The 19,385-nt window shown below is 72.2% G+C and carries 14 protein-coding genes and 1 pseudogene (1 of these 15 running past the window's edge); 10 read left to right on the forward strand and 5 right to left on the reverse strand.

The genetic code is table 11. From position 1 onward, the window contains the following. The 10 genes from AC5L3Z_RS29255 to AC5L3Z_RS29300 all read left to right on the forward strand — a co-directional run. Positions 1 to 1,017, forward strand: partial view of a hypothetical protein gene (locus AC5L3Z_RS29255; protein ID WP_494846572.1) — the end only. It extends 26,493 nt beyond the left edge of the window; 1,017 of the gene's 27,510 nt are visible here — the last part of the coding sequence; its start codon lies beyond the left edge, outside the window; the stop codon is at positions 1,015 to 1,017. Beyond that, entirely contained in the window at positions 1,001 to 1,489 is a 489-nt protein-coding gene (locus tag AC5L3Z_RS29260) for a hypothetical protein (RefSeq protein WP_494846574.1), read from the forward strand. Before AC5L3Z_RS29255 ends, AC5L3Z_RS29260 begins: the two co-directional genes overlap by 17 nt. Before the next feature lie 405 nt (positions 1,490 to 1,894). Then, positions 1,895 to 2,494 carry a hypothetical protein gene (locus AC5L3Z_RS29265; RefSeq protein WP_494846576.1) on the forward strand — a complete coding sequence of 200 codons (600 nt, stop codon included), beginning with the start codon at positions 1,895 to 1,897 and terminating at the stop codon, positions 2,492 to 2,494. A 233-nt stretch (positions 2,495 to 2,727) separates the two neighbouring features. Next, entirely contained in the window at positions 2,728 to 3,906 is a 1,179-nt protein-coding gene (locus AC5L3Z_RS29270; protein WP_494846578.1) for a hypothetical protein, read from the forward strand. Between the two features lie 146 nt (positions 3,907 to 4,052). Continuing rightward, on the forward strand, positions 4,053 to 5,576 hold the full coding sequence (locus AC5L3Z_RS29275) for a ricin-type beta-trefoil lectin domain protein (protein ID WP_494846580.1): 1,524 nt from the start codon (positions 4,053 to 4,055) through the stop codon (positions 5,574 to 5,576). Positions 5,577 to 5,634: 58 nt separating this feature from the next. Beyond that, positions 5,635 to 8,229: a hypothetical protein gene (locus tag AC5L3Z_RS29280; protein ID WP_494846582.1), complete on the forward strand. Its 2,595-nt coding sequence runs from the start codon at positions 5,635 to 5,637 to the stop codon at positions 8,227 to 8,229. Between the two features lie 98 nt (positions 8,230 to 8,327). Further along, complete coding sequence (locus AC5L3Z_RS29285; RefSeq protein ID WP_494846584.1) at positions 8,328 to 11,534, forward strand: right-handed parallel beta-helix repeat-containing protein; 3,207 nt, start codon at positions 8,328 to 8,330, stop codon at positions 11,532 to 11,534. Positions 11,535 to 11,866: 332 nt separating this feature from the next. Further along, the gene (locus AC5L3Z_RS29290) at positions 11,867 to 12,349 is read left to right on the forward strand and encodes a sigma-70 family RNA polymerase sigma factor (RefSeq protein ID WP_494846586.1); all 483 of its coding nucleotides are present in this window, start codon (positions 11,867 to 11,869) and stop codon (positions 12,347 to 12,349) included. 148 nt (positions 12,350 to 12,497) lie between these two features. Further along, a complete protein-coding gene (locus tag AC5L3Z_RS29295; protein ID WP_494846588.1) occupies positions 12,498 to 13,268 on the forward strand; it encodes a zf-HC2 domain-containing protein in 771 nt (256 codons plus the stop codon). A 130-nt stretch (positions 13,269 to 13,398) separates the two neighbouring features. Further along, positions 13,399 to 15,672 carry a hypothetical protein gene (locus tag AC5L3Z_RS29300; protein WP_494846590.1) on the forward strand — a complete coding sequence of 758 codons (2,274 nt, stop codon included), beginning with the start codon at positions 13,399 to 13,401 and terminating at the stop codon, positions 15,670 to 15,672. Here the strand turns inward: AC5L3Z_RS29300 and AC5L3Z_RS29305 are convergent. From AC5L3Z_RS29305 to AC5L3Z_RS29325, 5 genes and pseudogenes are all read right to left on the reverse strand, one after another. Further along, the gene (locus AC5L3Z_RS29305; protein ID WP_494846592.1) at positions 15,663 to 16,859 is read right to left on the reverse strand and encodes a MinD/ParA family ATP-binding protein; all 1,197 of its coding nucleotides are present in this window, start codon (positions 16,857 to 16,859) and stop codon (positions 15,663 to 15,665) included. The two genes, AC5L3Z_RS29300 and AC5L3Z_RS29305, sit on opposite strands and share 10 nt — an antisense overlap. 175 nt (positions 16,860 to 17,034) lie before the next feature. Beyond that, complete coding sequence (locus AC5L3Z_RS29310; protein WP_494846594.1) at positions 17,035 to 17,697, reverse strand: GTP-binding protein; 663 nt, start codon at positions 17,695 to 17,697, stop codon at positions 17,035 to 17,037. Next, complete coding sequence (locus tag AC5L3Z_RS29315; RefSeq protein WP_494846596.1) at positions 17,684 to 18,151, reverse strand: DUF742 domain-containing protein; 468 nt, start codon at positions 18,149 to 18,151, stop codon at positions 17,684 to 17,686. The genes AC5L3Z_RS29310 and AC5L3Z_RS29315 overlap by 14 nt, the downstream gene beginning before the upstream one ends. Further along, complete coding sequence (locus tag AC5L3Z_RS29320) at positions 18,148 to 18,621, reverse strand: roadblock/LC7 domain-containing protein (protein WP_494846598.1); 474 nt, start codon at positions 18,619 to 18,621, stop codon at positions 18,148 to 18,150. Before AC5L3Z_RS29320 ends, AC5L3Z_RS29315 begins: the two co-directional genes overlap by 4 nt. Continuing rightward, positions 18,618 to 19,385 (reverse strand): annotated as a pseudogene (locus AC5L3Z_RS29325) (histidine kinase); the annotation flags it as partial. The gene AC5L3Z_RS29320 and the pseudogene AC5L3Z_RS29325, both read right to left, overlap by 4 nt.

Below are 19,385 nucleotides of genomic sequence, written 5' to 3' on the forward strand. Positions count from 1 at the left end.
TTCGCTGACGTCATGGCATTGCGGGGCTATGGGGCCGTCGTCTTCACCCAGGTTGCGGCGGTGATGTGGGATATGCACCCGAGTCCTTTGAGTGCGAAGAACCTGGTGGCAGCGGCACTGCGCAATCCGTTCACCGCTGTGCGGGCCGCGCTGCCAGCTGCTGTAAGGGACTTTCTCGCTGCACACGCTAGCGTTTTCAAGGATCTCTTCGTCGCCTTCTCTCAACGGGATATGCCGCCGTTTGACGACAGGAAGCTCGAATACATGCCGGACCGGAGCGCGGGCCTTCTAGCGTTGTTTCTCGGTCCGTCAAAGGGTAAGCCGTGGACCCTGAATGACTACCTTGACAATGCTCTATTCGAGCGGCCAGCGATCCCCCTCGACCCGAAGGAGGCAGTTGGCGTCAACCCAGATTTTGGCATGTATTCGGCCCTCGACGATAATGGGGGCCAGATCCAATTGCCGCTGGCCCTGCTCGAGATTCGGGCCCTGCGTTCGGAGCTCACCTCACCCGTGGAGGTGTCCAGGCGGGCGAGGGAGGTGGCCGACGCCACGCATCTGATGTTCAACGAGGTGAAGCGGCGACCGCTGCAAGCGTCGCTCGTCGGTGAGGTCGCCATCCCTGCGGTTCTCAACGACACAGAGGCCCGGCGGATCAGGCAGCTGGTCGACACGGCGATGCGACTGCTGGACGGGGTGCGGCGACCGCCGTCGCACGACTTGACCTACGAACTGCTGATGCGGCAGGTCGGAACCTACGCCGCAAGTAGGGGGCAGACGCGGTCACTCCTGTGGGAGACGCTGGCCACGACGCTGGCCACATTCGCCTCGGAGCTGCGGTCGGCGGCGCGCCACCTGTCGGTGACGGAGCGGACACGGCTCGCCCAGGCCGCTGGCGAACTCGCGGCTATTGCTTCGCGCCAGCTCGACGTGCCGGCGTCGCTGCCCGCCACGGGTCGCCTCGTCGGTGCCCGGCCGGTCGGTGCCTGGGGAGCCGCCAGTGGACCCGCTCGTTGACCAAGCGGTGCGCCAGTTGCCAGTGTGGGCGCCGGGCATCCCCGACTGCCTCCTCCGGGTGGACACCGTGTTGACCAAGCTCAGGGTGCGGGACGGGCGGGGATCCCATGAGTTGCCGACGGCGGGGTCGATTGCTGGGCGGCTCGGCGGCGAGTTTCGTCGCGCCGCGGTCGGCGACCTGGCCGGACTGGGCGCCGGGACGTTGACCGTCGCGTGGGTGCAGCACCCGAATGACCCGCAACATGTGGTGTTGGTGCACCGGCGCTCGGGCGGGCGGGCTTTGGTGGTGGTGGAAACCCAGGCCGGTCCGGGCGCGTACCCGGACGGTGAGGGCGTGCGACGGTACACCAGGTTCGACCCCGCGCGCCGGCCCGGAGGCCTACCCGACGTGCCGGCGGTACTGCGCGGCCCGCTCCTGCTGCCCGTCGACGCCCATGGGCGACTGCTGCAGGTCAGAACCGGCCCCGGGTGAGACCCCCGTGGGGGCAGTCACCGTGGGTGCTGTCGTCACGGGCGCCGGGGCGGGCGGGGTCCTGCTGGACCCGGGCACCACCATCAGGGCCGGGATGCAGCCCGGGGGCTACCGGATGGTCACGCCTGGAACGGCGCCGTCCCTCCCGCCTGCCCCCCAACCGGGCGCCGCCGCGCCCTGGGCGTCGCCCTCCGCAGCGTCTGTCGCGGCAGCACGCGAGCTTGTGGGCGTGGGTGGCTCGGGTCGGTCGTCTGGGCCGGGGCGACAGCAGTCGTTGGAGGCTCAACTGGCGGCGGTTCTTCCTGCCGGTGGTGATACGCCCGCTGCCCGCGGAAGACTTGAGGACTGCCTCGTTCGGTTGGAGCTGGTTCATCGTTGGCGTTACCGCCAACGGGTCCCGTCGTCGTGCGTGATGACGCCGGTTTGCACACGGGGCGGTTGCAGGATGACCTGGCGGCGAAACTCGGTGGCGACTGGCGGCCGGTAGAGCATTCCCTGGCTCCGGTGGTGATGCGGTTGCTCGAGCTGGACGACGGGGCCGCGGCGTTTGCGCTGCTGTCGTCGCCCCACGGCCGACACGGAGTTGTGTTGCTCAAGGACGGCGGCGAGGTCTACTTTGTCGAGACGCAGAACCCCGTTGGACAGCGGGTGTGGGCCGCGGTCGGCGCCGACGGGCGTCCGGTCATGCCGCCGTGGCTACGAGGGGCTGGCGCGCGCGTCATCGTGGTCAACGCCGCCGGTAAGGTAGTGCCGCTTGTCGACAACGCTGGTGAACCGTTGGCTACCGGGTCGACAACAGCAGATGCGTTGATCGACGACTCGCCGACCCGGCGTTACATGGGATCAGGCACGGAGAATGAGTTCAGCAATGTAATTGACCTCGGAACCGTGCGCGATATATCCGAGCAAGAGCCAGCCGGCAAACCATCCGCGGACCTCCGCGGATGGTTCCCCCGCGGTCGGCGGCTGGATCGCTTGCTATTTCTCGGCTCCTGGGCGACTTAACACCATGCGGCTTCAGCAAGACGAGATCCAAGCAGGCCAATTGTCGGCGCTCGTCAATTTGGGTCACTCGCCCAGTTGAGGGGCGCCGGACGACGGCTGGCCCGGGTGCTCGCCCACCCGGCCGCTGCCGTCGGGGGCCCGGGTCCGGCCCGCACGCCAGCCGCGCTCGGGCCTGCGGTGGGCCGCCAGCGGGTCCGATTGAACCCATGACGCGATCGGGACGTCGGGAGGGCATGACTGATGCTGTCGTCGCTCCGGTCGATCGGCTCGCCGTGCTGCACGAGATGCTGCTCCGCTTCGCCGGTCGGTTCTCCGACGAATTGATCTGCCAGGCCCGTAGTTGGCTGGCCGCCGGTGAACTGGTGGACCTGGCGCAGGCGGTGGTCTTCGCCGCGCTCACCCACCGTGTTCCGATGACTGACCAGGACGCCACGACGCTGGCCGCGGTCCTCACCGAAGCTGGCGAGGACGTCGAGGTCCTGGCCAGCGTCGAACGGTCCGCCACCGACCCGTACCCGATGCACGGCTTCGCCCCGGTCGCTCCCGAGGTGCTGACGGAGCACGGTGAGGACGTGCCGTACAGCATCGATCTGACCGTCGCGTACGACGGGCCGGGCGGCGCGGACCCCATCGATGAGGCGGTCGTCGCCGCGGTGCGGGAGCTCGCCGACGGCGAGGCCGTGACGGCGGTGTGGCGGGCGTGGCGCTACCCCCCGGCCGACATCAGGTGGCCGCAGCCGCGTCGGGTCTACCTGATGCAGGCCGAGCAGCCCGCCCGGCTGCCCGCACTGGGTGTCGCACTGCAAGGGGCACTGGAGGCGGCCGGTGAGGTGGATCCGCAGGTGGAGGCCTTCACCGAGCCCGCCGACCTGCCGGCGTACCAGCGGACGGCGCTCGGCTTCTCGGCCCTGCTGTGGGCCGCGGCACCGGCGATCCCGGTGAACGTCGCCGCGGCATACGACCGTGTCGACGAGCAAGGGCAGCCCGCCTTCGACCCGTTCCACCCGCTGCTCGCCGACGACGAGCGGGAGCGGGTGGCCGACTACCTGGACCTCGGCGTGCCGCTGCTGATCACGGCCGACCTCGCCGAGGACGTCGTCGACCGCACCCGAGGGACCGTGGTGCCCACCGCCTTCCGCACCGATGGAGCCTGGATCTGGACGGGCGCCACCTGCTACTACGTGCGCGAGCACGGCCTCGCTCCGGACCCGGGGCTCCTCGCGGCCATCCGGGCCGCCGACTACCGCGTGCCGGACGTCGACGAGGTCGCCGTGCACCGCGCACTTGCCGCGCTGTTCGCGCCGGTCGACGACGGGGAACCGGAGCCGGGCAGCCCGACCGATCAACTGGCCGCCGGGCAGGAAGGGCGCGATCTGCGCGACGCCGCGGAACCAGTCGTGGCTGGAAATTGAACCCGGACACTCCGACACGCGTCGTGTGTCCGACGTATCCATAAGGAGGCTGGTCGGTGGTCAGATCACCCGGCGGTCGTATGAAACCCCGGCACCTGCGGGGAGATGCGGGCCGCGGCGGCACCGTGTTGTCCGCGGTCCGGCGTGTGGTGAACACCCCGCTACGCCGGGGCGCGGCGACCGCGCTGCTCCTGGGGCTGCTCCTGCTGGTCGGTGTGCAGGCGGGAACGGTGCTCGGCACCGCGACGGCCGAGGACCGTCCGCTTGCCGGTCGTCCGGTGCCGGCGAGTCTCGTACCGGTGATCGCCTCGGCGGCGCTTGCCTGCCCGGAGTTGAGCGCGGCGAGGCTCTCGGGTCAGCTCATGGCGGCCTCGGGATTCGACGCTGCCGCGTCCACGGAGAACGGCGGCAGCGGGTTGGCCGGTCTCACCGACGAGGCCTGGGAGCAGTGGAAGCCCACCCCGCAGGCCCGCCGCGGTGATCCGGCAGCGAACGTGACCGCCCTCGCCCACCAGACCTGCGACGCGATCGGGCAGGTCCGCCAGGCCGGAGTCGCCGGCGACCGTTGGCGCCTGGGGCTGGGCGCGCTGCACTCCGGCGTCCCTGCGGTACGTGCGGAAGGGGGCGTGCCCGCCGCCGCCCGCGAGCACGTCGACACGGTCGCCGCCTACGCCGACTGGTATGCCCGGCAGGAGCCGGCGGCCACCGGCGTGAGCGCCGCCCCGACGCCGGCGGGTGCCCCGGACCACCAGCGGCTCGCCGCTCCGAAGCCGGTGCCCGACGAGTACGTGCCGATGGTGATCGCCGCGGGAGAGATCTGTTCCCAGGTACCGCCGGCCCGGGTCGCCGCCCAGTTGATGGCTTCCTCCGCGTTCAACCCCCAGCTGCTCGGACCGCGCGGGGAGCAGGGGATCGCCCAGTTCACGCCCGCCGTTTGGAACCGGTACGTGCCCGCGGCGGCGACCACCTCTCCCTGGGATCCCCGCGCCGCCATCCCGGCGCTGGGACGGGTGATGTGCACCCTGGTCAGGGAGATGCCGACTAAGCGGGACGATGCGTATCGGATGGCGGTGGCCGCGTTCGCGGTGGGCGCCGAGCGGGTGAAGCAGGCTGGCGGGGTGCCGGACGTGCCGGGTCTGACCGAACGGCTGAGCCGGATCGAGAGCTACCTCTCCTATTACACGGAGGACGGGCGGCTCGGCGGCACAACCGGACCCGGCGCGTCGAAGCCTCCGTCGACGAAGCCCGCAACGATCAGCCCGTCGCCCAGTTCGCGGCCCACCCTCGGCGCCAGCCCCGGGCCGACCCTCGGCGCCAGCCCCCGCCCGAAACAAGCGTGGCAGGCCCGCGTCATCGAGGGCACCCAGGTGCTGCAGCGCGGTCAGGCATGGACGACGAACCGGCTCGCGTTGAAGTTCACCAATGACGGGGAACTCCTCCTCAGCGACCAGGGCCGGGAGCGGTGGCGCGCCGGATCCGGCGGCAAGGGGGCGGAGCGGGTGGTCTTCCAGGACGACGGCAACCTGGTCGTCTACACCTCGGCCTGGGCGACGGTCTGGAGCTCCAACAGCGCCGGAAACGACGGGGCGATCCTGACCCTGAAGGCGGACGGCAACGTGACGATCTCGATCCGGGACCGGCTGCTCTGGCAGACCGTGACGGGGGACTGAGCGAGCGGTGGGCGGATCCCAGGCATCGGGCCGGAGTTGGTGACGGGGAGGTGAACGGGTGAACGGGCCGGTGCCGGTGTCGACCGTCGCACCGGACGCGCGGGCGGAATTCGTCGGTGACGTGTTGGTGCTGCGTACCGACGCCGAGGGACGGGAGCCCTCGGCGACCCTCGCCGCGAGCGTGCCGGACGACGCGGACCTGACGACCGTGGTGGTGACGCCCTCGGTGGCCGCCCGACCGGACTTCGCCGAGTTGCTGACGGCGGCGGCGATCGAGCATCTCGGCGGCAGTTCCGGAGCGCTGCATCTGGTGACCTTCGGCCATCAGGAGGTGGCGGACCGGCTCCGGGACGCCGGTCACCTCCTCGGTGGCGAGATCGGCCAGGAGGTATACGTCCGGCTGGCCGAGCCGCCGCCGGCGCATTCGCCGGCACCGGCTGCCGTGCCGGCCGAACTGCCGGCGGTACCAGCGGCGCCGAGCGTTCCCGGCTACCCGGCCGTGCCGGACGTGGTGGTGCAGTCGGCCGCGCGGCCGGAGCTGGCCGCGCCGGCCCAAGCGGGCTCGCAGCCGGTAGCCAGGGCGACCGCGCCGGACAGGGCTCGGCAGCGGACGTCGCCGCAGCCCCCGGCGGTGCCAGGTGTGGCCCCCGGCGGCCTTCGGCCGGTGGCCGGCGGTCACGCACCGGCTCCTCCGCCCCGGCCGCCGCTGATCTGGCGACCCCGGGTGCCGGCGCACGTCCCCCCGCCTCCGCCAAAGAGGTCGCCTGCCGACGCCGACCCCGTTGCCCGGCCCGGCCGGGCCACCCGCGCCGGCTGGTCCTTCACCGAGGGACCGATGATCGGTGACGGGCTCGTGCTGGCCGGCTTCGTGGTGGAGGTGCGGCTGCACAGCGCGGGCTTCCTGATCGAAGGCAGGCCAGCTGCCCCGCGCACCGTCGCCCCGATCATCGCGGCTGTCGCGCCCGTGCCGCCCGTGCCGATCATCCTGGCGGTCATCGGCGCGCCCCTGACCGGCCCCGCCGCCGGCCTCCTTCTCGGTGGACTCGCCGATGCCCTGGGCGCTCCGGTCGTCGCCGCCGACGCCCCGGTCGCGCGGCTCGTCACCGGCGTGCTGCAGACCGCGGGTGCCTTCCGGCGCTGGTATCCCCGGGTCCGGTCCACCGGACCGGCCGGCAGGCCTCGTCGGGTGGAGCTGCTCGGGCCGCTGCTGCCGGCCCGCCCGTACCGCCGGACCACGGCGCCGGTGCGCGGCCCGCGACCGGCCGCCGGCGGCTCCTTGGTGGCCATGCCCGCGACGGCGATGCCGGGTGCTCCCGGGGCGTCCCCGCTTGCGGAGGTTTCCACGGACAGTCCGAGACTGACTGCGGCAGCGCGACCGATCGTGCCCGCGGGGGACTCGTCGGTGGTAGTCGGATCGTTGGACGCGTCGGCGGACGTCGGCGTCGTCGGGCACGAGCCGGGTGCGACCGTGGACCGCGGCCTTGCTGATGACGCCTCGCCGCTCGTCGCCGCCGAGTGGTGGCGGGTGGCACCTGAGGTGGCTGCCCTGTTGGACCCGCAACGGTGGCGAGCTGTCGCCGCCCGGCAGCTGGCCGACGTTCCGGCCCCACCACCGGCGGCGCCCGCGCCGGCGGCAACGCTGACCGCGCTCGACGGACTGTCGGACGAGCCGACGCGAATCGACGAGCAGAGCCGACTGTCCGGTGCTGCCGGGGTGGTCGGTGTGGCGGGCACCAGGCGCGAGGACCCGGTTGCCGTGCCCGCGCCGCCGGTGTCCGGCGCGGAGCCTCCGTCCGCCGACCCGGGCGGGCCGGTGGCCGCGGCGCAGCCCGCCGAGGGGCCCGTCCCGGGGCCGTACTGGATCGAGTTGGAACCGGTCGCGGATGTCGACCGGGCCGGGTTGCGTTCCGCGCTCTCCGGCAGCTACGACGCGCACGCCCGGGTGGTGACCCGGACGCTGTCCGAGGAGCCCGGTCTTCGCGCTGGAGGCAAGGCCGCCGCCGAGCTCATCCCGGGTCTCGTCGCGGTGCGGGCGTACTGCCTGCAGGAGCGGCACGCCGTCAACGCGTACCTGCGCGGTGGCGCGACGGCCGACGTCGGCGGGACCGCGCTGCTGGCCGGCCACGTCGCCCTCGGGCTGCGCCGCTTGCCGGCGGTGCTCGGCCCGGTCTTCCTGGCCGGACCGGCTGGGGTCGACCCCGCGCTCGCGTACCGGCCGGGAGACGAACTGGTCGAACCCGGCTTCGTCGACGTCCGCCTGCGTCCCGGCCCGCTACCGGAGTCCGGCTTCGAGTACGTGATCTGGTCCGTCAACGGCCGGCGGCTGAACGGCCTTGGCGCGACCGCGGGCGCGGGTCTGTTTCCGCCGGCCAGCCGATTCCGCGTCCTTGCCGTCGACCGACCCGAGTCCGGTGACGCTCCGGTCCGGGTGCTGCTGCACGACGTCGCGGTCAGTGTGCGCAGTCCGTCAGCCGGGCCGACGGGCAACGAGCGCATCCTCAGTCGCCTCCGGGCCGCCGCGGCCGGGCCGCGCACGCCGGTCGACGGTGGAACGCCCACTCATTTCCTGGGGCTCGACGGCGCCGGCCAACGTTACCGGCTACGAACGGCGGAGATCGGGTCCCTCCCGCCAGCCAGAATTGGACGAGTATGACGATCAGCGTGGTGTCGGTCTCGCCGACCGATCCCGGATGTGTGTCGACCATTGGGGCGGCGCTTGCCACGGTACCGGCCGGCGCAACCGTCATGGTGTTGCCCGGCACCTATCGGGAGCAGTTGCGGATCACCAGTGACGTGTCGGTGATCGCGGAGGAGGGCGCTGGCTCGGTCATCGTGGACGGCGGCGAAGGGGTCGCGCTCTTCCTCGCCGCCGGCACCGCGCAGCTCACCGGACTGACCTTCACCGGCGGCGGACCGGAACTGCCGGCGGTACAGGTCAGCGGCGGGTGCCTGGTGGCGTCCGGCTGCCGGATCGAGGGCACCGGTGTGGTCGCCGTGCACGCCCCGGGCGGGAAACTCGCCATGACCGACTGTCAGGTGAGCAACAGCGCCGGCGCGGGTTTTCTGGTGGAGAAGGGCGGATCCGGAACGGTCACCGGCACCACGGTCGGTGACGTCGGCGCGAGCGCCATTGTGATCACCGGCGGCACCGACCCGCTCTTCCGCGACTGCACGGTGAGTGATGTCCGTGGCGCTGGCGTGCTGGTCAGCCGGGGCGGCCTGGGGACCATCGAGGGCTGCGACATCAGTGCCGTCGACGGCTCGGCCATCGTGATCGAGGACGGCGGCGGCGTCCGGATCGTCGGCACCACAGTGCACGACACCCCTGGCGCTGGCGTGCTCGTCCTCGACAGCGCACCGCGCATCGAGTCGTGTGAGCTGCGCGACGTCGGCGGTCACGGCTTCGTCTTCGCCGGTAAGGCCGCCCCGACGGTGTCCGAATGCCGGGTGACCGCCGTCGGCGGCCACGGCCTGCTGGCCCTCGATGAGGCCGCTGGCGAGTTTGTGGCGGGAGAGATCGCACAGACCGCCGTCGCCGCGGTGGCCGTCGGTGGGTCGGCCCGGCCTCTGATCAAGGCGGGCCGGATCACCGCGACGGGCGGCACCGGCCTGCTCATGGAAGGCCGGTCGGCCTGCGTGGTGAGCGGTCTGGTCCTGCACGGTGGAGAACACGGCGTGTTCGCCCGGGGCGAGGCGCGACCGCTGCTGGAGGACGTGACCATCGAGGAGTGCACCGGATACGGGGTGCGTCTGACCGAGGCTGCCGAGGGCGTGGTGCGTCGAGCTCGGATCACCTCGTGCGCCTCCGGTGGCCTGCTCGCCGAGTCCGGCACGGCGCTTACCGCGACGGAGGTCGCCGTCGTCGGCGGCGGGTCCGGGGTCGTGGTGGGCTCGGGCGGCCGGGCCACCGTCAGCTCCTGCGAGATCACCTCGGCCCGGGCGGCTGGGCTGCTGGCCGAGCAGCGCGGCGAGCTCGAGGTCGTGGACAGCCGCGTACGGGGCTGCGGCGGTCCGGGGATCCGGTTCGCGCCGGGCTCGTCGGGCCGGGTGAGCGGCTGCGAGGTGATCGAGAACGCCGGTGACGGGGTGCTGACGGAGACCGCCGAGCCGGTCGAGGTCGTCGCCACGTCCATGATCCGTAACGGTCGCGCGACCGGCTGGGTGCCGCAGGACGACCGGGTCGATTCGGCGCCGTCGTACGGCAGCCAGGTCGAGTCGTCGGCTGCGGTGGCGGCGTCACCGACCGTGGGGACCGTCCAGGGCGGCGTGCCGGCCGACCAGTCCCAGCAGCCGACGGATCCGGTGCAGCCTCTCCTGGCCGAACTGGACGCCCTGGTCGGCCTGGCCGGGGTCAAACGCGAGGTGGCGACGCTGGTCGGTCTGCACCGCATCAGCCAGCGTCGGGCCGCGGCCGGACTTCCCGTGCCCCCGATGTCCCGGCACATGGTCTTCGCCGGCGCACCCGGTACGGGTAAGACGACCGTGGCGCGGCTCTACGGCAGCATCCTGGCCGCCCTCGGGGTGCTCCACACCGGTCAGCTCGTCGAGGTGTCCCGCGCCGACCTCGTCGCCGAGCACATCGGCGGCACGGCGGTGAAGACCACCGAGAAGTTCCAGCAGGCCGTCGGCGGCGTGTTGTTCATCGACGAGGCGTACGCCCTCTCGGCGGAGGGGAGCTCGGGTCAGGACTTCGGCCGGGAGGCCATCGACACGCTGGTCAAGTTGATGGAGGACCACCGCGACGAGATCGTGGTGATCGTGGCCGGATACTCGGCGCAGATGCGCGCCTTCCTCGACTCCAACCCGGGGCTGGCCTCCCGGTTCTCCAAGACCGTCGAGTTCGAGAGCTACTCGACCGACGAGCTTGTCCTGATCGTCGAGCGGCTGTGCCGCACGCACCACTACGCGCTGGAGTACGACACCCGCCAAGCGCTCTCCGACCTCTTCGACGGCATGGCCCGCGACGCGAACTTCGGCAACGCCCGGGTCGCGCGGAAGGTGTTCGAGGAGATGATCGGACGGCAGGCATTCCGGCTCGCCCAGGCCGACTCGTCCTCCGGCGTGGAGCTGGCCCGGTTGTTGCCGCAGGACCTCGGCGAGGCGCAGGGTGGGGCCGTCCGGGCGGGCGACCAGCGCGCTGGCGAGGTCGACCAGCTACTCGCCCGCCTCAACGCGATGATCGGCCTAGCCGCGGTCAAGCGCGAGGTCGCCGAGCTGATCGACCTGCTGGCCAGCATCAGGGCGCGGGCCGCGGCCGGGCTGCCGGCCCCGCCACTCTCCCGGCACCTCGTCTTCTCAGGGCCGCCCGGCACCGGCAAGACCACGGTCGCGCGGCTGTACGGCCAACTGCTGACCGCGCTGGGCATCCTCGCCGGCGGTCAACTCGTCGAGGTCGCCCGCGCCGACCTGGTGGGCGAGTACATCGGACACACCGCCCAACGCACCCGGGAGGCGTTCGAGCGAGCCAGGGGAGGGGTGCTGTTCATCGACGAGGCGTACACGTTGGCGCCGCCCGACGCCCGGCAGGACTTCGGTCGGGAGGCTATCGACACTCTGGTGAAGCTGATGGAGGACCATCGGGACGAGGTGGTGGTGATCGCCGCCGGTTACGAGGATGAGATGGAGGCGTTCCTAGCCGCCAACGCCGGCCTCGCCTCGCGCTTCTCCCGGCGGGTGCAGTTCGAGAACTACAACGCGGACGAGCTGGTCGCGATCTTCCAGGGGTTGGCCTCGGCCAGTGGCTACGAGTGCGCCGGGGAGAGCCTCACCGCGCTGCGCGAGCACTTCGAGCAGGTGCCGAGGGGACGGGCGTTCGGCAACGGCAGATACGCGCGCCAGGTGCTCGACGTGGCGGTGACCAGGCAGGCGGGACGGTTGCGTTCACTGGCCAACCCCACGGTTGAGCAGCTCAGGGCGTTGCTGGTCCATGATGTCGTCGCCCCGCGGGTGCCCGCGTGACCCGCCGTTGGGCGTCCGTCGCGGCGACCGCGGGGGACGCATCCCCCTCGGGTGTTCACCGCGTCTCGTGGCGTCGCAGATCAGTCCGGTCCGGAGCCGTAGCGTCCCGGCCTTCCGCAAGTTCCTCGCTGGTAACGATTGCGCGTTTCTCCTGTGGCCGTATGCTCCACCCTGGTGTGCGAATGGTGGGACCGATCGCTGTCCACGTGACAGCGACACACCAGAACGACTCGGGAGGCTCCTCGGTGGTGACGGTGTCCGGGAGTGGGGACCGGGACCGGTCGGCCATGGCGGCTACGACAGCGCGGTCGGAGTCCTGGCGGGACGAGCGCATGCGTCACCTGCATGCTGAGCACGCCGAGGCGCTCTACCGCTTCCTGCACCGGCTCAGCCTCGGCGAGCAGGATCTCGCCGAGGATCTGCTGCAGGACACGATGCTGCGGGCCTGGCGCCACCTCGATGACCTGCCGACAGATCCGGAGTCGCAGCGCCGGTGGTTGTTCACGGTGGCGAGACGCATCGCCATCGACGCCGCACGGGCCCGGCGGGCCCGCCCGAGTGAAGTGACGGCGCTGGATCTGACGCGGCTGCCGGAGGAGGGCGACCGCGTCGATCAAGTGATCGCCGCGGAGGTCATCCGCCGGGCACTTCCCAAGCTCACCGCCCCGCACCGGGCGGTGCTGATCGAGGTCTACCTGCTGGGCCGCAGCACCGAGGAGGCCGCAGCGCGACTGGGCATCCCGGAGGGCACGGTCAAGTCCCGGGCGCACTACGCACTCCGGGCGCTTCGATTCGCCGTGGGTACGTTCGGATGACGTGCCTCTCGCCTTCCTCGAAGAGCCGTGTTATAGGGTCGTCTCGGCGGTGCGACCGGGTACCGTCCTGGGGCATGTCCATCGATCCCGGCCCAGGCATGTCGCCATCATCGACCGGTGTTCCTGTTTCAGTCGGAGCTGACCGCCCATGAGCACCGCTGGCCGCGAGGATGGCATCCACTCCTCCGCTGCGCTCTATCTGCTGGGCGCCTTGGACGAAGAAGCGGAGACGGCCTTCGAGCGGCACCTGGCACACTGCGCACGGTGTCAGCAGGACTGCGCGGACCTGGGACCGGTCGTGGTGGGACTCAGTCAGATCCCGGACGACGATCTCCTGCCGCTGTTGGCCGAACGGCAGGCGGAGGCCGCCGGCGGTGTGCCCCATCAGGGCGCCGGGCGCCGGACCGGGTCGGTGTGCCCCGGCGGACCACGGAGTCGACCTGACGCCGGGCCGCCCCAGCGGCGCCACGTGCTGCGTAGCCGCCCGCTTCGGCTGGCCCTGCTGGGCGTGAGCGCCATGGTGGCCCTCTCGGTGGGAGTGGCGATCGGGGTGTGGCGGCAGGGTGGGTCCGTGCCGGGTGAACCGATCACGACGGTGGGCGTGGCCGCGACCGCCGAGGGTGTGCAGGACGCGACCCGGCTGGCGGTCACGGTCATCGGGCGCGGCGAGGACAGCAGCGTGCTCGTCACGATCGTCGGTCTCGACGTCGGCGTCCGCTACCGGCTCTACGCGGTGACCACCGCCGGCGTCAGTCTGCCGGTGGCCGAGTGGTCGGGTGCCGAGGGCGTCCAGGAGCTGACCGGCGAGGTGCGGGTACCCCCCGACGAAATGGCCTTTTTCTCGGTAACCAGGGATGATGGCACGGCCGTCGTCCGGGCCCGGCTCGCCGGAGGTGAGGCCACGCCCGCGCGACGATGACCGGGCGCGGAATCGACCGTGGCACCGGTCGGCTGCGGGCCAGCGGGCCGTGCCGGTCCCCGCGTACCCGTGCGGACCGCGGCGTCCGACGGCTCGCCCGGATGAGCGGACCATCGGGGGTAGGAGCGGGATGAGCCAGCGACACGACCAGCCGCGGGCGTACGGCTACGACCGGACTACGGTCATCGTCCGCAACAGCGTCCCCCCACCCGTCGAGGCGATTGCCGGGATCACCCGCGAGTCGGACCGGCACATCGTGATCGTGGCCGCCGAGCCGGCGTTCACCCTCCCGGAGCTGGCCGCGCTGCTGGCCGAACACGTACCGGTGCGTTGCCGGTCGGTCCGCCTGGTGCTCTCCGAGGCGGGCCGACCGGAGATCGCCCGAGCCCTGGCCGACCGACTCGGGTTGGAGGTGGTCGCGCCCTCCGGCCCGGTGCTCCTGCTGCCCGATGGCAACCTCTTCGTCACCCAGGGCGAGTGGTGCGGTTACCGGCCCGGCGGTCCGGCGGAGCGGTACGGCGCCCGGCATCCGGCGCCGGCCTGGCAGCGGCTGTTGCCGCAAGCAGCGCGCCCGGTGCCGGCCGGGGTGCGCTGCACGGCGATTCCCGCCGGACTCTGGCTGCACGATGCCGATTCCGTGACCGTCGACGGTGTTCCCCTGAACCTCGCCGTCAATGACGGGCTGCCCATGGTCCTGGTCGGTCGGCCGGGTGGGAAGCTCTCCCCGGATCGTGCTCGTGCCGCCCTCGAGGCACTGCCGCGCCCCCTGCGTCGACGGATGGCGCTGGTGCCCTACGGCATCGATGACCAGGTGCTCGCTGCTGCGGTGGAGAAGCTGGTCGCGCGGGCGGGCGGGGTGATCGAAATGGTCCCCCTGCTGGAGGACGCGATGGCGGTGCACACCGAGCGGGCCGCCCCCGGCGGTCCCGGCTTCCGCAGTGTCCGGCCGTTCGCGCGGCGACTCACGTTTCAGGCGGGCATGGCGCCGCAGGTGCTGTCCTGGTATCGGCCGTTGGGAGACGCCCCGGTACGCGACGGCCGCCAGTACCTCGACGACGACTGGTCCGTGGAGGTGGTGCGGGCCGGCCTGTGGCTACGTCACGGTGACGACGACGCCGAGCAGGATCTGGTCCGCCGCCTGGTGCCGCCGCCTGAGCACCTGCTGCTGGTGCTCGGTGCACCGGCGATCCAGGCCGTCGCCATGCTACCCACGCTGCTCGATCGACTGGTGGGTCAGCTGCCGTCGGATGCCCGGGAGGTGCTCCGGTTGACGGTGACCCGGCCGCCGGCCGACCTGGGCGCCCCGGCCTGGGCCGCCCTCGTCACCCGGTATGGCCCACTGCTCACCCCGCTCGACCCGGCGAGCCTGGTCGAGCTGTCGCCCCCGACGACGACTGACCGATCCGGACCGGCGCCCGAGCCCGCGCCGGAGCCCGCGCCAAATCCCGAACCCCAGCCTGAGTTCGCCGCCGTGGCGGTACCTGAGGTCGGGGCAGTGCCCGCGGCGGTGCGCGAGGATGAGGCCGCACCCGAACCGGTGCCCGACTTCGCAGCCGTGGCCGTGCCGGGGTCGTCGGCGAGAGCGATGGTCGCGGCCCAGGCCGGACCGGCTGCTGGCGGCGCCCCCGTCGCCGCGCGTGGGCATGTGCCGGCGGCGCCCGCCCGCGTACACCTGGCGCCTCGTCGCACCGTGCCCCGGGCGGGAGCACGGCGACCGCTGCGGCTCGAACCTGCGGACGGCGTCGCGCCGCTGACCTCCGTACCGCCGGTGAGCACCGCCGATGATCGGTGGAGACTGCGTGAGCTGTTGGGCGACCGGTACGCCCACTACGGCGGCCAGATGGCGGACGTCGGGCTCGGCCTCGACGCGTTGGAAGCCGCCGCCCTCGAACTCGTGGCGGTCGAGGCGTACCTCGCCGCCGACCCGGTCTTCACCGCCGATCCGGTGCCGCCGTCAGCGCTCGGCTGTCTGGTCGCCGGTCTCCAGCGGTTGCCCAAACACCGTGGCGGGTTGCTTGTCGCCGGGCAGGTGCCGTCGGGCGTCTCCGAGCCCGGTCGGGAGGTGATGACCGTGGACGTGGTCGGCGCGGCCTGGCCGCTGGTCGAGCCGTACCCTCGGGAGCCGCTGCTGGCGGTCTGGGTGAGCGACGGTCGGCGGCCAGCCCAACGCGGCGACGGGCCGGTCCTCTTCCGACCGGGCACCCGCTTCCGGGTGCTCGGCGCCGAACCCGCCGACGCCGACCACCCGCTCGTCACTCTGCTGCGTGAGCTGCCCGCCGAGCTCTACGACCACCGGCAGGGGGCACCGGAGGCGGCCGGTTCGGTGCACGACCGGCGGGCGCGGACGTCGTTGCGGCGGCTCGTCGCCGCGGTGCGTCGCGCGCCCGCGCCGGTTCAGCCCTGATCCCGCAGAGCGAGTGAGTCGATGATCGACGTGCAGGCCAGCAACGAGGCCCGCCGGGTCTCCACCGTCAGCATGTCGTACTGGATCCGCCCGCCGCTGCGGATCAGATCGTCATACGGGATCAGCGCGACGTCCCGGACGACGGCCCGGTACCGCTCGGTGATCTCGGCCAGGAGCGTGGGGTCCGTCTTCGGATCCGCGCACGAGATGATGGCGACCGCGTTGGCTGCCAGTTCCGCCCGGCCGGTCTGGATGAGGTGCTCGAGCATCCACAGGCCACTCTCGGCGACGTCCCGTTGCACCGTGGTCGGCACCACCAGGCAGTCCGCCCGGTCCACCGCCGCCTGCCAGTTCGCCGCCCGGACGTTGTTGCCGGAGTCGAGCAGGATCACCCGGTAGAACCGGCTGAGTGCGGACCACAGCTTGCTGAACGCGCGGTCGTCGATGATCTCCATCCGGCCGGGCGTCTCGTCGGAGGCGAGGATGTCGAAGCGGGCGCTCTGCGGCCGCAGGTAGCCCGCGAGCGTTCCGACGCTGGACGTCTTCGCGAGGAACTCGTCGATCCGGTGCAGGAGATCGACGACGGTCTGCTGATGCGTGGCCGCCTCACCGCGCAGACCCAGGGTGCCCCGGGTTTCGTTGTTGTCCCAGGCCAGGGTGTAACCGCCCCGGTGATGGCCGAAGCTCGCGGCGGTGAGCAGCGTGGTCGGCGTCTTCGCCGCGCCACCCTTGGGGTTGGCCACGAGCACCGTCATGGTCCGATTGAACGGTCGGAGCATCCGTCGCCGGGCGGCCCGGTGCATGAGCTCGTCCTGGGTGGGAACGAAGGTCAACGCCCCACCGGTCAACCGGTTGGCCCGGCCGCGCCAGCCCCACTCGGCCGGCGGAATGCTCGCTGCCGGCGATGCTTGAGTCGGGGCCGTCTCGGCCGGGTCCGCCTCCCACGATGGCTGACGGGGAGCCTGCCAGTGCGCCGCCGCCGGCCCGGAGCCGGGCCGCCCCGCGGTCGCCGGAACCGACACCACGACCTCGGGCCGCTCGGGCGCGCCCGGTTCGCCGGGCCGTCCGGCCGCGGCCGGCTCCTGGGCGCGAGGAGAGCCGCTGCCGGGCTCCGGCTCGGCGTGCGGGTGGTCGGCAGCCCGAACCTGGTTGACCGGGCTGGTTCGGTTGCCGTGCTGGGTGGTCATGATGCTCGTCCCTCCGCGGTGCGGCGCTCGGATGCTGCTGAACTGACCCGACGAGCGACTGTCGACCGAGTCGCGGGATCCCCGCCGGGCTCCCGCGACTCGACGGTCCCGAGCGGCATCCGGTTCAGGCGGGACCGCAAAGAGACCGGTTCGGCGACGACCTCGGGATGAGGGTTCAGGTCGTGGCCCGCTCGGAGGCGCAACGCAGTGCGCGGTCCAGGACAGCCAGCAGGGCGTCGCGTACCGAGAGCCGGTCGCGGGCGTCGAAGCGCAGCAAGGGTACGTCCTCGCCGATGGCCAGGGCCCACCGGATCGCGCCGAGGTCATGTGCGAGTTGCCCGTTGAAGGCGTTGACCGCGACGACGAAGGGCAGCCCGGACTGTTCGAAGTAGTCGATGGCGGGGTGGCAGTCGTCGAGGCGGGTGCTGTCGACCACGACGAGTGCGCCGAGCGCCCCGCGGGCGAGGTCGTCCCACATGAAGCCGAACCGGGACTGCCCGGGGGTGCCGAACAGGTAGAGCTTCAGGCCCTGGTCGATGGTGATGCAGCCGAAGTCCATCGCGACGGTGGTGGTGGTCTTCGTGGTGTGTGCGCCGGGGTCGTCCACGCCCATCGCCGCGGTGGTCATGACCGCCTCGGTGGTCAGGGGGGTGATCTCGGAGATCGCGCTGACCGTGGTGGTCTTGCCGACTCCGAAGCCGCCGGCGATCACGATCTTGACCGGAATCGGTACCGGGGTGGGTGCTCGGCTCGGCCGGTGGGCGCTGGTGGGAACACTGTCGGCGGCAATGGTGGCGGCCTCGTTCGGCGGGTCGGGCGGGCGTTCAGCAGATCGCACGGAGTCCATCAATCACTCGCAGGATGAGGTCGGGGTCGTGGGCGTCGGCGTCGTCGACGTGCACCTCCAGGTGGCCGGCGGCCCGCAGGTCACCGACCAACACTCGGGTCACGCCGAAGTGCATCCGCGTCTGTGCGGAGATCTCCGCCACCGAGATGGGCTCGGCGCAGAGCGCGACGATCGCCCGGAGCTCAGGGGCGAGGCCGGCGAGGGCCCACCGGTCGCCTTCTGGCAAGGCGGTCACCTGGGTCTCCAGCCCGATTGCCGGATCGGCGCCAGCGACCCGTCCGGCGGTGAGCACGAAGGGTCGCGGCGCCGGCGGCTCGGGCACCTGAGGCGTGGCGGGAAGGAAAGCCAGGCTCCACTCACCACCGGGAGGCGGTGAGCGCAGGAAGGGCCGGATCCGTGGTGCCTGCGGATCCGGCTCCGCGTCCGCGGTGTGGCGGGTGGTCACTGCTGGACGGCGCTCTTGAGCTCGGCGATGAGCCGGGGGGTGAGGGCACCGCCGGCCCGCCCGGTGAAGAGGGTCATCTCGTACGCCACGGTGCCGAGGTTGGCCGACCGTTCGGCGACCACTCCGAGCACGGAGCCGCTGCTGATCGAACTGATCAACAGGTAGCCCTCGGCCATGTCCACGATCACCCGGTTCAGTCCGCCGAGGGCGTACCAACTGGCGGCACCGCCGGCCAGGCTCGTCATGCCCGAGACCACCGCGGCGAGCCGCTCGGCGTTGGATCGGTCCTTGATCGCCGACATCGCCATCAACAGGCCGTCGGAGGAGACCGCGATCGCCTCCAGCACCCCGGCGGTGCTGGAGGTGAAGGAGTCCAGCAGCCAGTTGAAGGTGCGAGCCTCCGGGCTCAGGTCACCGCCCGGGCCGGCGTGCTGGCTCTCGAGGTTGTCGTGCAGAAAGGAGCTGCTCACCGGGATGTTTCCTCCTCGTTGCGACTGGTGGGACTGACTTCTCGCAAGGCGCGGGCGATGCCCGCCTCGAACTCGCTGAGGCGGTTGCGGACCTCGGCCGGATCATCGGGCTGGCGGCTGACAGTCGGGCGGGGCGGGGGAACCGCGAGGGTCGCCCCCGGCACCCGCCGGCTCAGCGGAGCCTGCCCCGGGGCGTGCTGCGAGCGGGCCGGATCGGTGGCAGGAGGGCCTGGCTCCGCCCGGCGTACGCCGGGTTCGAGTGTCCCCACCGGCGCGGGGGCGGTGGCCCGGTAGGTCGCAGGCGCACCACTGTCGGGCAGCTGCGGGTTGATGTTGACGCGTCCCGTGGTTCCTGCGGGACGGCCATTCCGGTCGGTCACGAAGGCGTTCCACGACTCGCCGTCCCCCAGCACGTCGATGATTCGTCGGAGCAGGGTGCTGTCGAGTTCGGGTACCCGGTCGCCGGCCGCTGGAGCCGGGATGGCTCGGTCGATGGGGCGTTGGCTGCCGACGGCCGCCCCGGCGGTGGCACCGAGGGATGCCGTCGGGCCCGGACCGCCCACCTGGAAAAGACTCTCCAAGGGGGGATTGGCCGGAGTGTCCATCAGCGCGGTGGCCGGGATCTGCAGGTGGGCGGTGACTCCGCCGCCGAGGGTCGGGGTGAGGCGCACCGTCCAGCCGTGGCGGCGGGCCAGCCGGCCCACCACGAAGAGCCCGAGGACCTCGGTCGGGGCCAGGTCCAGCCGTTCCCGTCGGGTCAGCCG

The sequence above is a fragment of the Micromonospora sp. LZ37 genome (assembly GCF_059359015.1).